Below are 13,314 nucleotides of genomic sequence, written 5' to 3'. Positions count from 1 at the left end.
GGCCAAAGAAAAAGGGAAGCCCGCGGGCTTCCCTTTTTTTATCGGCGCTTGCGTGGCTGACTCAGCCGGTTTCGCGCAGGTCCGGTGAATCAATGGGCACCAGCGGTTCGGTGTGGGTGCGGTTACCCAGGAAATCCGGGCGGGCCCGGTTACCGCAGTACGGCTGCTCCAGCTTGTTCTCTACGCTGTTGTAGACGAAGAACAGGTTACTGCGTGGCCAGGGTGACATGTTGGCGTTGGAGCCGTGCATCACGTTGCACTCGAAGATGATCAGGGAACCGGCGCCACCGGTGGCGCTTTCAATGCCGTTTTCCCGGATCATCCGGTCCAGATCCTTCTGGCTGGGCACACCCAGCTCCTGATTTTTCAGGGAGGACTGATAGTTGTCCTCGGGCGTGCGGCCGACACAGGGAAACCAGGTCTTGTGGGTGCCGGGCACCAGCATCAGCGGTCCGTTGAACGGATTGTTGTCGGTGAGGGAAATGGAAAAGCTCACCGCCCGCATCCGCGGCATGCCGTCTTCGGCGTGCCAGGTTTCAAAGTCGGAATGCCAGTTAAAGCCCTTGCCGTTGAAGCCCGGCTTGTAGTTGATGCGCGACTGGTGGATGTAAGCGTCGCTGCCCAGCAACTGGTGCACCATGTCGAGGATGCGCCGGTCCCGGGTCAGCCGGTCAAACCGGTCGGACAGCTCATGGATGCCGAAAATAGAGCGGATTTCCTGCTTGCCGGGCTCGGTAATGGTGCCCTCGGAGCGCAGAATGCTTTCATCGTCTTCGTAGTTGCGCAGGTCTTCCCGGAAGCGCTGTACGGTTTCCCGGTCCAGGAAGTTATTGAACACCAGAAAGCCGTTGCGCTCATACTGCTCGAGTTCACTTTCGCTGAGCGGGCCGTTGCTGCGGTCAGCGCCCTGGCTGTGGATAACCGGATCCTTGCGTTCAAAGCTGGGAACAGGGCGTTCCAGTCGGGTCGGATAAAAGTCGTCAGTACGAGTATCCATCTTCGAACCTCCTTCTTTTATGCACGGTACTCGCGGTGCGCGTCTGTTGCTGTCTCGACGGGCACGCGATGGTCTGAAAATGTCCTCTTGTTGCCTTGTTGGGGGAGCCTCTGTCTGGCCTAGGTGAGGTTGCCGGGGTTTATTTCAACCCCTGTCCCGCCGGCTTCTGATCGGTCCGGCCATCCCGGGCGTAGACACTCCAGTGGCCTCCTGGCCCTCCCATGCGTTCTGGAGTGTAAAAGTCATGCAAACACGGTGTTTTTCGAGCGTTTTCGGTGGCCGGTGGCGGCCCGGTCTTATACTTTTAACCCTGGTGTGGCTCGCCGGTTGTGCCGGCCCCTCACTGGAAGATTACCAGTCCCGCAGCCCGGCGCTGGTGCCCAAAGACTTCTTTCAGGGCGAACTTTCCGCCCGTGGGGTGGTCAAGGACTTTTCAGGTGAAGTCATTCGCACCTTCGATGCCGATATCCGGGCCTCCTGGAACGGCGAGGGCGTAGGCACGCTGGATGAGGTTTTCCGTTTCAGCGATGGTGAGGTCCAGACCCGCGTGTGGACGCTGACCCCGGCGGCGCAGGGCTACCATGCCACCGCCGGTGATGTGGTGGAGCCGGGCATCATGCGATGGCGGGGCAACGCGATCCACATGAACTATGTGCTGGCGGTGCCCTACGGTGACGGCACGCTGGACGTGCGGATGGATGACTGGATGTACCTGATCACGCCAGACACCCTGATCAATGAAACCACCATGAGTAAATGGGGCATTGATGTGGGCGAGGTGGTACTGGTGATCCAGAAAAAGTAGCGGTAGCTCCGGCTTCCGCAGACGGTGAAATCGCAGAGGATTGGTCTCCCCATGTGGAAGCAATGGATGGTTGCGATCGTACTGGTCGCGCTGGCGGCTGGTGGTGCCTACCTGTACACGAATCTGGATTCGGGGGAGGGCGAGGCCTCTGCCGGAGCCCAATCCGCCACGGCGGTTGCCACTGTGCAACCCGGGTGGGAAGCGGTCCGTGATGAGGTCCGGGCCGTGGGCACCCTGAACGCCATCCATTCCGTGGAGGTGACCACGGAGGTCAGTGGCCGGGTGGTGGAGCTTGACCTGGAGCCGGGCCAGCGGGTTGCCGAAGGGGAACTGCTGGTGCGTCTCGATGACCGCCAGGCCCGCGCCGATCTGCAGGTCATCGAGGCCCAGTTGGCGGATGCCCGCCGGCAACTGGAACGGGCCCGTCGGTTACGCTCGAACAACAGCATTTCCCAGTCCCAGGTGGACGAGCTGACCACGGCGGTCGATGTTGCCCTGGCCCAGCGCGAGTCGGCGAGGGTGCGCCTGGAGAACCACCGTATAACAGCACCTTTTGCCGGTGTTGTCGGGTTGTCCGACATCAGTGTCGGAGCCTACCTGTCCGACGGCACCAGTATCACCACCCTGGATACCACCGAGCGCATGGAGCTGCGGTTTGCCGTGCCCGAGCGTTTCATTGGCGAGGTTGGCGTGGGGCAGGGGGTTCAGGCCACCTCCCCGGCATTTCCGGGGGAAACCTTCGAAGGGCAACTGGCGGAACTGGGTACCCGAATCAGCGAACTCAGCCGCACCTTGCCGGTCCGGGCGCTGATCGATAACCGGGACGGCCGCCTGCGACCGGGCCAGTTCATGTCGGCCTCGCTGACCCTGCGGGAGCGCCAGGGGCTGGTCATTCCCGAGCAGGCGGTGATCATCCGGGGTGACGAAACCTATGTGTTTGTGGCCGAAGAGGGCGCCGCCCGCCGGGTGACGATCCAGACCGGGGCCCGTCTGCCCGGCTGGGTCGAGGTGACGGACGGATTGGGCGAGCAGCAGGCGGTGGTGATCACCGGCCAGGATCGCCTGAGCAGTGGTGATCCGGTACGCATCACCGAAGATGGTTCGTCCATTCCGGATAACCGGTTCACCGGTTCGTCGGAGTCCTGATCATGGTGCTCTCTGATGTGTCGATCAAGCGGCCGGTTTTTGCCACGGTTCTCAGCCTGCTGATTGTGGTGTTCGGGATCGCCGCCCTGATGGGCCTGCCCGTGCGGGAATACCCGGACATTGATCCGCCGGTCGTATCCATTTCCACCGATTACACCGGCGCTGCCGCCGAAGTGGTGGATACCCAGATTACCCAGGTGATCGAGGGGGCCATCAGTGGTATTGAGGGCATCCGCACCATCGAATCCTCCACCGAGCAGGGGGAATCCCGCACGTCCATTGAATTCAGTACCTCCCGGGATGTGGATATCGCCGCCAACGATGTCCGGGATGCCGTGTCCCGGGTGGCCAACGAGTTACCGGAAGAGGCCGATCCGCCGGTGGTGCGCAAGGCCGATTCCGACGCCCGGCCGATGATGTGGGTCACCCTGCAGAGCGATGTCTGGGACGCCGCCGAACTCAGCGACTACGCGGACCGGGTACTGGCGGACCGGCTGTCGGTGCTCGATGGTGTGGCCGATGTCCGGATCGGCGGCGAGCGCCGGTATGCCATCCGGGTCTGGCTGGACCGGACCCGACTGGCTGCCCGCAATATCACCGTGGCCGAGGTTGAACAGGCCCTGCGGGCCAACAATGTGGAACTGCCGGCCGGGTCGGTGGATTCGTCCACCCGCAATTTCACCGTCCGTACCGAAGGGCGCCTGTCCCGGGTGGAAGAGTTCCGCAATCTGGTGGTTCGCCGGGATGGCAACGATCTGGTCCGCCTGGGCGAGGTGGCCAACGTCCAGATGGGGGTGGAGTCCGACGTGGGCCGGCTCCGGGCTGGCGGCCGCACGGCCATTGGCATGGGGGTGATCCGCCAGTCCAAGGCCAATACCGTGGCGGTTTCCGATGCGGTTCAGGCGGAACTGGACAACATCCGCCAGACCCTGCCCCCGGAAGTCCGTATTGCCGAAAGCTATGACGAATCCATCTTCATCCGGGCCTCCATCCGGGAGGTGCTGACCACCCTGGCGATTGCCGTGTCACTGGTTATCCTGGTGATCTTCCTGTTCCTGCGCTCCTGGCGGGCCACGCTGATTCCGGCGGTGACCATCCCGGTGGCGGTGATCGGGGCGTTCATCGGCCTGGGCTTTCTGGGCTTTTCCATCAACGTGCTGACGTTGCTGGCGATCATTCTGGCCATTGGTCTGGTGGTGGATGATGCCATTGTCATGCTCGAAAACGTCCAGCGCCGGGTGGACGACGGCGAGCCGCCACTGCTGGCCGCCTACCGGGGCGCCAAGCAGGTGGCCTTCGCCATTATTGCCACCACCCTGACTCTGGTGGCGGTGTTTGTGCCCATTTCCTTCATGGGCGGCAACATCGGCCGGCTGTTTGCGGAATTCGGTTTCACCCTGGCCGCCGCGGTGATCTTCTCGAGTGTGGTGGCACTGACCCTGACGCCCATGCTCTGCTCCAAGTGGCTCAGCCACAGCCCGGAGTCGGAGGAGGGCCACCGCTTGTGGGCGTTCAGCGAAAAGATTCTGGACGGCCTGGCCAATGGTTACCGCCGGCTGCTTCAGTTCTCCCTGAGCCAGCCGGGGCTGTTGCTCGGGTTGGGCCTGGTGGGGCTGATCGTGGCGGGAGTGATTTATCCGAAATTGCCCCAGGAGCTGGCGCCCACCGAGGACCGGGGTGTCATCATCATGCCCACCAGTGCTCCTCGCGGCTCCACCGTGGAGTACACGGATCATTTTGTTCGCCAGGCAGAAGAAAAACTCGTGCCCTATCTCGATCAGGGCATTGCCGAGCGTTTCCTGTCCATCGTTGGCTTTCGGGATGAGGAGGACAACGCCTTCATGATCATGGGGCTGACACCCTGGGAAGAGCGCAGCGTCAAACAGCAGCAGATCGCCACCGAGATCCGGGGCAAGCTGGCGGATATTTCCGGTGCCACCATTCATGTGATCAACCCGCCGGGGCTGGGCCAGCGTGGTTTCAGCCAGCCGGTCGAGTTTGTGGTGGCCGGGCCGGATTACGACTCGGTGCAGCAGTGGAGTACCGGGATCGTTGAACAGGCCCGGAACAATCCGAATCTGCTGAATGTGGATACCGATTTTGAACTGACCCGGCCCGAGCTTCTGGTCAACATTGACCGGGATCGCGCGGCGGATCTGGACATCACGGTCGAGGATGTCGGGCTGACGCTACAGACCATGCTGGCCTCCCGGCAGGTGACCACCTACCTGGACCGTGGCCGGGAATACGATGTGATTGTCCAGGCGGACGATGCCGACCGGGCCACACCCTCGGACCTGGAGCAGATTTTCCTGCGGCCCCGCAGCGGGGGTGAACTGATCCCGCTCAAGGCCCTGGTATCGGTGCAGGAAATCGGTGCCAATCCGGATCTCAGGCGGATTGACCGGTTGCCGGCCGTGGTGATCAGCGCCAACCTGGCGGAAGGCTATGACCTGGGTTCCGCCCTCGAATACCTCAATACCCTGGCGGTGGATAACCTGCCACCGGAGGCCCGCGTGAGTTATCAGGGCCTGTCGCGGGAATTTGAGGAATCGTCGGCTGCGATCTACGTGACCTTCGGGCTCGCCTTTGTGATTGTCTTTCTGGTGCTGGCGGCCCAGTTCGAGAGCTGGATTCACCCGCTGATCATCATGCTGACCGTGCCCCTGGCGGTGACTGGAGCCCTGCTGGGACTGGCCTGGTCGGGCATCAGCCTGAATATCTACAGTCAGATCGGCATCATCATGCTGTTGGGGCTGATGGCCAAGAACGGCATCCTGATCGTCGAGTTCGCTAACCAGCTGCGGGATCAGGGCTATGAGGTCCGCGAGGCCATTCTGGAAGGGGCGACCCTGCGTTTCCGGCCGGTTCTGATGACGACCATTTCCACGGTGTTCGGAGCTGTGCCCCTGGTTCTGGCCACCGGGGCCGGTGCTGAAAGCCGGGCCGCGATCGGCATTGTCATCCTCGGCGGGCTGTTGTTCGCGACCACGCTGACCCTGTTCATCATTCCTGTGCTGTATAACCTGCTGGCCCGTTTCGCCAAATCCTCCAACGCGGTGGAGAAAGAACTCGAGCGGCTGGAGGAACAGGTTCGATAGGACTTCAGCCGGGTCAGAAAGTGATGCATCCTGATGTAGGCGGGACAAAAAAGCCCCCGGTTTAAGGGGGCAAAGGAGGCACAACGATGATGTGGTTAGGGTTGGGGGATCCGTTCAATAATCATGGCGATACCCTGGCCGACGCCGATACACATGGTACAAAGTCCGTATCGCCCTCCCGTGACTTCCAACTGGTTCAGAGCGGTTGTTACAAGCCGGGCACCACTCATGCCGAGGGGGTGTCCAATCGCAATGGCGCCGCCATTTGGGTTAATACGGGGATCATCGTCGGAGAGTCCCAGTTCACGCATTACCGCCAGGCCTTGAGCAGCAAAGGCCTCGTTCAGTTCAATGGTGTCCATATCCGTCAGTGACAAGCCTGTCATTGCCAATACTTTTTTCACCGCAGGTAGTGGGCCGATACCCATTATGCGCGGTGGTACTCCCGCAACGGCTGTCCCTACTATTCTGGCGCGAGGCACAAGTCTGTGTTTCACGAGGGCTTCGTCCGAAGCTATCAAAAGGGCACATGCACCGTCATTGATTCCCGAGGCATTGCCCGGTGTCACCGTGCAGTCGGGTCCATTGATGGGTTTCAGTTTGGAGAGAACCTCAAGCGTTGTTGAGGGGCGGGGGTGTTCATCCTGATTAATGATACGGGTTTCGTCTCGTCCAACGGGGATCGTGACAGGTACGATCTCTTCCTTGAAGAAGTCTCTCGAGAGGGCGCGGGCGTAGTTTGACTGACTCCGCAAGGCGAATTTGTCCTGATCTTCCCGGCTGATACGGTATTCGAAGGCAACATTATCAGCCGTTTCCGGCATGCTATCGACACCGTACCGCTCACGTAACGATGGATTGATAAAACGCCAGCCAATGGTTGTATCTTCCAGCTGACTGTTACGCGAGAACGGTTTTTCTGACTTGCCCATCACGAAGGGCGCACGCGTCATCGATTCAACGCCTCCGGCCAGCGCCAGGCCAAGCTCGCCGGCCTTAATGCCCCTTGCGACGGTGCTAACGGCATCCAAACCGGACCCGCAGAGCCGGTTTAAAGTGGTTCCCGGGATGCGATCTGTTAAGCCTGCGAGCAATACCGCCATGCGGGCGACGTTTCGATTGTCCTCGCCGGCCTGATTGGCACACCCCAGGACTGTATCGTCGATACAGGTCCAGTCCAGTTGAGGATGGCGTTCCAGGAGCGCTTTTACAGGCATTGCGGCGAGGTCATCGGCCCGGGTCCTTGAAAACAGGCCGCCGAAGCGGCCAACTGGAGTTCTTACTGCGTCAACTATGTAAGCGTTCATGGAGTGACTCGTCGGAAGGTGATGATTTATCGGTCCTTAAAGACCGGGGAGCGTTTTTCCAGGAAAGCCCGCACGCCTTCCCGGTAGTCGGAGGATTCGCCACAGTATTTTTGGTACTCCGCCTCCAGGGCCAGTTGCTCCTCAAAAGTATTTTCTGGGGCTTTTGTTATGGCAGTCTTGATCGCGGATAAGGCTCTGGCGGGTTTTTGGGAGAGAGCAAGGGCAAGCTCAAGGGAAGCCTGTCCAAAGGACTCATCGCTATAGCACCGCCAGATCAGGCCCCAATCAGCCGCCTGTTCGGCGTGTATGGCTTCTCCTGTCATGGCCAGACCGGTAGCGCGGGCCTGGCCAACTTTGTGAGCCAGGGTCCAGGTGCCTCCGCAATCCGGAATCAGGCCAATGTTGATAAAGCTTTGTATGAAGCGGGCGGAACGTTTTGCGACGACAAGGTCACAAGCGAGCGCCAGGTTGGCACCGGCTCCAGCAGCAACTCCATTGACTGCACAAACCACCGGCTTGGGAAGGTTTCTGATGGCTGTGGCAATGGGGTTGTAGCCTCGCCGTAGTGAGTCTCCCAGATCAATGGGAGTTTGCTGCCGGGGCAGATTTCTTTCGCCAAGATCCTGGCCCGCAGAAAATGCCCGTCCGGCGCCGGTAATCAATACCGCTCGTACGTCGGTATCATCTGCAACGGCCTGTATGGCCGATAGTAGTTCCCGGCGCATAATCGCGTTTATGCTATTCAGGCGATCAGGCCGGTTGAGCGTCACGATGGCGAGGGACTGCTCTTTATCCAGTTTGATAGTTTCAAACGTCACTTTTGTGGACTCACCTTGTCGATAGGAACAATGACGATGGCTAATAAGTCATTGGCTGTTCTTCAGGGTAAGCATGATTGGCGCAGAGACAACTTCGCGCTAGTTATGCGGCTATGACGAAAGGGAATGGTGGGGAGAGCCCGAGGGCATCCGGTCAGAGCTGGGTGCGGATTTGGCGGGCAACATCCTTCAACTGCAGGGCAAAATGGCGGCTCTGGGCCGGGGTAATGGATTGGGTACTTCCTGAAAGTGTGACGGCACCCAGTAGTTGGTCCCTGTCGTCATACACAGGGACTGCAATTGCTGCTACGCCTGCAATACGCTCTCCGAATGACATGTGCACGCCATCGTTGTCGTCTGGGGTAGTCAGTGCCCTTGCTGCTGCACCCCGGTCAAGTTCAAGTCGGGACCCCTCTTCGACGTAGTGTCGCAGCTCGCCATTACCGATTTCCCGAAGCAGGCAGATCCGATCATCACCATCCCGAATATAGAAAGACGCGGTTTGTCCGGTCTCGTCTCTAAGCATTTTCAAATAGGGACGAATCACGGCTTCGAAATTGATTCCCGTGTTGGTGCTCCGCTCAAGCCGGAACAAGGCAGGGCCAGGACGATGCAGGCCATCTTCACCCCGGGCAACATAACCAAAACGTTCCAGGGAGCCCATGATCCTCAAGATAGTGCTCTTGTAGAACCCGGTTTTTTCAGCGAGCTGAGCCAGCGTCCAAGCGTCATCCTCTGTTCTGAAGGTGTTCAGGAGCTTCAGTGCCCGCTCCACGGATTCCACTCTGTTCTTGGTCATGTCAAACGCCTCTTTGAATGCTCTGCAATATAAACATCGTATAGCTGCGTTGCAAAAACTGAACTCCCAAGTGTATTCTGTTAAATAGAATGCGTTCTATCAGGGGGAATTATGGCGCAGCCGCTTTCCGGTTACCGTGTTTTGGATTTGACCAATGTTCTTGCCGGGCCTTTCTGCTGTCACCAGCTTGCCCATCTCGGGGCAGAGGTGATCAAGGTGGAAAACCCGAAAGGGGGAGATCTGGCCCGTCAGTTGGGTGCGGATCCTTCTCTGAACCGCGCTTTTATGGGAGCGTCTTTTCTGGCACAGAACGCAGGAAAGAAGTCGGTCACCCTCAACCTGAAGGATAAGGGGGACCGGGAACGTTTTCTGGAATTGGTAAGAACTGCAGACGTCCTGGTGGAAAACTTCCGGCCGGGAGTCATGGCGAGATTGTCACTGGACTATCCGGTGCTTAAATCAATCAATTCCCGGCTTGTGTACTGTGCCATATCCGGATTTGGGCAGGATGGTCCCTTGGCAAATTATCCGGCTTACGACCAGATTATTCAGGGTATGGCCGGCGTCATGAGCATCACGGGAGAGCCGGATACTGCGCCCTATCGGGTCGGCTATCCCATGGCGGACACGGTAGGCGGCCTGACGGCTGCGCTTGCTATCAATGCAGCCCTGGCGTCAAAGCATCGAGAAGCTTCGTTTATTGATGTCTCCATGCTGGAGTCTGTCCTTGCAACAATGGGGTGGGCTGTCTCTAACCTGCTGGTCGCTGGAAAACCTCCTGCTCCCATCGGGAACAATAACGTCACGGCGAGTCCGTCTGGCACATTTCGGACCAAAGATGGGTTGCTGAATATTGCTGCCAATAAACAGGAGCAGTTTGAAGCCCTGTGCAGGCTCCTTGAGTGCCAGGAGTGGCTTGATGATCCCCGTTTCAACCAGCGTCAGGCCCGACTGGAACACCGTAATGAACTGACAGCGCTGATTGAGTCCAGGTTGCGGGCTGAGAAGACCGACTTTTGGTGGAAGCTATTTGTTGAAAATGGCATCCCTGCGGGCCCGGTTTACACCATTGAGGAGGTTCTGAATCACCCACAGATCCAGTCGAGAGGTTTGGTTGAGCAATTTGGTGCGGAATGTATTGGCCGACCGCTACGTGTCGTCAGCGGGGGCTATCGCTTTGATGGGGAGCCGCCCCGTGTAAGTACACCACCGCCAGAATTAGGGCGTGATAATGAAACCATCTTCGCCGGTTTCGCTCAGCAGGAGGAACAAGTATGACCAGAGATACAGTTGGTGGAGGTGATCGTCAGGCAGCGGCGGAATGGTGGCACACTGACATAATCGATATGGAGCCAAACAGGATAACGTTTCGGGGTTATCCGGTTGAAGATCTGATAGGGCGAGTCTCATTTGTGGAAATGATCTGGTTCATGGTCGTTGGCGTTATGCCAACGCCGGGGCAGGCAAAGTTGATCGAGGCCGCCCTTGTTTCCGGAGTGGACCACGGCCCCCAGGCGCCCAGCATTGCCATTGCAAGGATGTCGATGACGTGTGGCGGCTCCCTGAATAACGCTATGGCTTCCGCCGTTAACGTTCTTGACGATATTCACGGTGGTGCAGGGGAGCAGGCGATCGGGCTGTTCCGGGATATTGAACAAAGAACGAATGAGAGAGTGGATATCGCTGGCGCTTGCCGTGAAGGACTGGCTGCCTGGAGGCATGCGCATGGGCCCATCGTGCCCGGGTTTGGCCACCGGTTTCATCAGATCGACCCTCGCGCGCCTCGGTTGATGGGACTGGTTGCGGAAGCTGCTGAGACTGGTGACGTATCCGGGCGTTTTGCCGCCGTCGCGAAGGAAATCGAGACGCAGCTGGGCGAAGCTAAAGGCCGTCCTATCCCCCTGAATATCGACGGTGCCACGGCGGTGATTTTCTCAGAGCTGGGACTTCCAGCCCCTTTGGGCCGAGGATTGTTCTGCCTTTCCCGAAGTGTGGGCATACTGGCCCATGCCTGGGAGCAGCAAACCCAGGGAGGCAGAAACAAAGGGCCTTTACCAAAGGGCTGGCTATGGCAATACGACGGTCAATCCACCAGACCTTACCCATCGCGCTGAATAATCTATAGCGGGAGAGCGCATGCAGAACCCCCATCCGGAGGTGTCCAGAAACGATGTAATAACCAACATGGTCGCCATCTGTTTTGGCTTGACCAGTGCCTTTATGGTCCAAACCATGTTGCTGATAGCAGTCCCGCTGTATGCGCTTGAGCTGGGGGCCACACCATTGTTGGTGGGGGGGATTCTTTGTGTACCTTACCTCTTGCCATTGGTACTCGCGATACCTCTGGGGGGGGTGATAACAAGGTTAGGCGGAAAGAAAGTGATCATCGTCGGGGCGGTGGGGATGATGGCCGGTCCCTGGGCCATTCTTTGCCTACCCGGTTACGGGGGAGTTGTTCTGGCCCAGTTGATTGTGGGTATTGCCCACATCGTCATGGTGCTGGCGGCTCAATCCATTATCTCCGGATTGGGCCATGGCAAGGCTTTGGAGAGATATTTCGGGTGGTATACCACCTGTCTCTCTGGCGGCCAACTGATTGGCCCCCTACTTGCGGGGTGGCTGATTGATGCGCATAGCTCGATTCTTGCGTTTGGAGTCATGGGAAGCATTGCATCGATCGGTGTCATCAGTGGCTTTTTTCTCACCGGCAGTGCAAAGGTAGGGCAGCCGACCGAAAAATCGCTGATTGGGTATCGGGCACAGGCGAGGTTGCTCAAAACAAATTCCGGGGTCCGGGTTTCCATCGCGTTGACCGTTGCTGTCATGTTTGCGCTGGGCGCCCATGGCACTTTCCTGCCAGTCTATCTGGAAAGTCTCTCCGTGTCGGCCACAGTTATTGGAGGATTGGTCAGTCTGAGGGCGCTTTTTGCGATGGGCGTTCGTCCCTTCATGTCACCCATTATTGCCTTCCTGGGAGGTCGGGCGCCGGCGATGGTATGGTCGGCTGCAATCGTTGCCATTGGCCTTATGTTTACCGGCCTGACCGGCAATGCCTATGTCCTTGGGGTATTGGCGGTGTTGGTTGGTATTGGTTCTGGCATCTCCCAGCCCCTGTCCATGGTTGTACTTGCCGAGCATGTATCAGCAGCTCAACGTTCAAGCGCCCTTGGAATGCGCTTGATGGGAAATCGTGGCGTTCAGTTCCTTGCGCCCCTGATGCTTGGTTTTTTGGCAGAAATTATGCCTTTCAATATGACCTTCTTTATTGCAGGTCTCGTTGTCTTATTCTTTGCCGGTATTATTATTTATTTGATTCCTGATTTTAAAAAACAGGAGCAGGACTTCAATTTAAAGGATGGCTAAAGAACATCTTCTTCAATTTCCTTTATAAGCCATTCACGGAAAATCCTCATTTTTGGAGATATTAGTTGTCCTTCCGGATAAATAAGAAAGTAGGCAAGAGAACGAGTTAATGGTTTTTCAAATGGACGAACCAGAATTCCTGATTTAAATTCATCCTGAAGCATTCGGGTCTGCCCCATGGCAATGCCTAAGTTGTCGATAGCACCCTGATAGGCTAATAATGAACTCGGGAATTCTGTTATTTCATTTTCATTATTGAATCTGCTTCCCATAAACCGAAGCCAATCTCCGAAATCTGTCTTTCTATAATGAGATTGAAGCAGCGGATATTTCAGAATATCTTCTGGTTTTTCTAGTGGAGCGTCATCCCGAATAAGGTTTGGGCTGCAAACCGGCTCTATAATGTCATCAAATAGATGCTCACCTTTTTCACCTTGAGAATTTCTGTCACAAAGTTGGATTGCTGCATCCGCATTAGACTTGGAGAAATTAATTGGGGCAACACTTGTTGATATCCGGACAGGAATTTCAGGGTGATCTTGATTGAATCGATTTAGCCTTTTAATCAACCACTTGGCAGCAAAAGTTGTATAAACCTGGATTCTTAGAGGGGATGTTAAAGTTGTTGTCTGAAGGCGCTCGGTTGCCGACGCAATCGCCGAAAACGCTGGGCCGATCTCTTGCTGGTAGGCTTCCCCGGCATCGGTCAGAAAAACCCCGCCCTGTTCCCTTATAAATAACTTGACGCCCAGATACTCCTCCAGGGTTGCAATCTGTCGGCTAACTGCAGACTGGCTGACAAAAAGTTCAGCTGCTGCTCTGGTAAAACTTCCCTGTCGAGCCACACATTCGAAAACACGTAACGGATTGAGAGGTGGAACTTTTCTGCTCATTTTTTCAATTTCATGCGTTTAATGAATGACGGGATTACAAATGGGAAGTAGTAACCCAGCGTCTAAACAGTTTAACTGAACTTGG

General features: G+C 57.4%; 11 protein-coding genes. 6 read left to right on the top strand and 5 right to left on the bottom strand.

All coding sequences use genetic code 11. The features are described 5' to 3' along the window. Positions 1-61: 61 nt before the first annotated feature. Positions 62-997 carry an ectoine hydroxylase gene (gene thpD, locus HNR38_RS10955; protein WP_183703857.1) on the bottom strand — a complete coding sequence of 312 codons (936 nt, stop codon included), beginning with the start codon at positions 995-997 and terminating at the stop codon, positions 62-64. Between the two features lie 244 nt (positions 998-1,241). Between thpD and HNR38_RS10950 the strand changes: the two genes are divergently transcribed. From HNR38_RS10950 to HNR38_RS10940, 3 genes are read left to right on the top strand one after another with little or no spacing between them, the layout of a single operon-like run. Continuing rightward, positions 1,242-1,802 (top strand): DUF3833 domain-containing protein, encoded by a 561-nt coding sequence (locus HNR38_RS10950; RefSeq protein ID WP_183703854.1) that lies wholly within the window; start codon positions 1,242-1,244, stop codon positions 1,800-1,802. Positions 1,803-1,853: 51 nt separating this feature from the next. Beyond that, positions 1,854-2,948: an efflux RND transporter periplasmic adaptor subunit gene (locus HNR38_RS10945; protein ID WP_183703851.1), complete on the top strand. Its 1,095-nt coding sequence runs from the start codon at positions 1,854-1,856 to the stop codon at positions 2,946-2,948. A 2-nt stretch (positions 2,949-2,950) separates the two neighbouring features. Continuing rightward, positions 2,951-6,049, top strand: a complete 3,099-nt coding sequence (locus tag HNR38_RS10940; RefSeq protein ID WP_183703849.1) for an efflux RND transporter permease subunit — start codon at positions 2,951-2,953, stop codon at positions 6,047-6,049. 95 nt (positions 6,050-6,144) lie between these two features. Here HNR38_RS10940 and pcaF read toward each other — a convergent pair whose 3' ends face one another. The 3 genes from pcaF to HNR38_RS10925 form a co-directional block, all read right to left on the bottom strand. Beyond that, positions 6,145-7,356, bottom strand: a complete 1,212-nt coding sequence (pcaF, locus tag HNR38_RS10935) for a 3-oxoadipyl-CoA thiolase (protein ID WP_183703846.1) — start codon at positions 7,354-7,356, stop codon at positions 6,145-6,147. Positions 7,357-7,382: 26 nt separating this feature from the next. Next, complete coding sequence (locus HNR38_RS10930) at positions 7,383-8,174, bottom strand: enoyl-CoA hydratase-related protein (RefSeq protein ID WP_183703843.1); 792 nt, start codon at positions 8,172-8,174, stop codon at positions 7,383-7,385. A 154-nt stretch (positions 8,175-8,328) separates the two neighbouring features. Further along, the gene (locus HNR38_RS10925) at positions 8,329-8,973 is read right to left on the bottom strand and encodes an IclR family transcriptional regulator (protein WP_183703840.1); all 645 of its coding nucleotides are present in this window, start codon (positions 8,971-8,973) and stop codon (positions 8,329-8,331) included. Positions 8,974-9,084: 111 nt separating this feature from the next. Here HNR38_RS10925 and HNR38_RS10920 point away from each other — a divergent pair, with 111 nt between their 5' ends. Genes HNR38_RS10920 through HNR38_RS10910 form a run of 3 tightly spaced genes read left to right on the top strand, consistent with a single transcriptional unit; the run spans position 9,085 to position 12,336 of the window. Then, positions 9,085-10,251, top strand: coding sequence for a CaiB/BaiF CoA transferase family protein (locus tag HNR38_RS10920; RefSeq protein ID WP_183703837.1), 1,167 nt, complete (start codon positions 9,085-9,087; stop codon positions 10,249-10,251). Then, the gene (locus tag HNR38_RS10915) at positions 10,248-11,087 is read left to right on the top strand and encodes a citryl-CoA lyase (RefSeq protein WP_183703834.1); all 840 of its coding nucleotides are present in this window, start codon (positions 10,248-10,250) and stop codon (positions 11,085-11,087) included. Before HNR38_RS10920 ends, HNR38_RS10915 begins: the two co-directional genes overlap by 4 nt. 22 nt (positions 11,088-11,109) lie before the next feature. After that, the gene (locus HNR38_RS10910; RefSeq protein WP_246362633.1) at positions 11,110-12,336 is read left to right on the top strand and encodes an MFS transporter; all 1,227 of its coding nucleotides are present in this window, start codon (positions 11,110-11,112) and stop codon (positions 12,334-12,336) included. Here HNR38_RS10910 and HNR38_RS10905 read toward each other — a convergent pair. Further along, positions 12,333-13,229 (bottom strand): LysR substrate-binding domain-containing protein, encoded by an 897-nt coding sequence (locus HNR38_RS10905; RefSeq protein ID WP_183703830.1) that lies wholly within the window; start codon positions 13,227-13,229, stop codon positions 12,333-12,335. The genes HNR38_RS10910 and HNR38_RS10905 overlap by 4 nt on opposite strands. Positions 13,230-13,314 lie beyond the last annotated feature (85 nt).

The sequence above is a fragment of the Marinobacter oulmenensis genome (genome assembly GCF_014201735.1).
Taxonomy (GTDB): Bacteria; Pseudomonadota; Gammaproteobacteria; order Pseudomonadales; family Oleiphilaceae; genus Marinobacter; species Marinobacter oulmenensis.
This window is presented reverse-complemented; position numbering and strand designations above follow the sequence as displayed.

Excerpts from the sequence above, each read along its gene's own strand:
- thpD (WP_183703857.1), bottom strand. The coding sequence starts at position 997 with ATGGATACTCGTACTGACGACTTTTATCCGACCCGACTGGAACGCCCT.
- HNR38_RS10950 (WP_183703854.1), top strand. The coding sequence starts at position 1,242 with ATGCAAACACGGTGTTTTTCGAGCGTTTTCGGTGGCCGGTGGCGGCCC.
- HNR38_RS10945 (WP_183703851.1), top strand. The coding sequence starts at position 1,854 with ATGTGGAAGCAATGGATGGTTGCGATCGTACTGGTCGCGCTGGCGGCT.
- HNR38_RS10940 (WP_183703849.1), top strand. The coding sequence starts at position 2,951 with ATGGTGCTCTCTGATGTGTCGATCAAGCGGCCGGTTTTTGCCACGGTT.
- pcaF (WP_183703846.1), bottom strand. The coding sequence starts at position 7,356 with ATGAACGCTTACATAGTTGACGCAGTAAGAACTCCAGTTGGCCGCTTC.
- HNR38_RS10925 (WP_183703840.1), bottom strand. The coding sequence starts at position 8,973 with ATGACCAAGAACAGAGTGGAATCCGTGGAGCGGGCACTGAAGCTCCTG.
- HNR38_RS10920 (WP_183703837.1), top strand. The coding sequence starts at position 9,085 with ATGGCGCAGCCGCTTTCCGGTTACCGTGTTTTGGATTTGACCAATGTT.
- HNR38_RS10915 (WP_183703834.1), top strand. The coding sequence starts at position 10,248 with ATGACCAGAGATACAGTTGGTGGAGGTGATCGTCAGGCAGCGGCGGAA.
- HNR38_RS10910 (WP_246362633.1), top strand. The coding sequence starts at position 11,110 with ATGCAGAACCCCCATCCGGAGGTGTCCAGAAACGATGTAATAACCAAC.
- HNR38_RS10905 (WP_183703830.1), bottom strand. The coding sequence starts at position 13,229 with ATGAGCAGAAAAGTTCCACCTCTCAATCCGTTACGTGTTTTCGAATGT.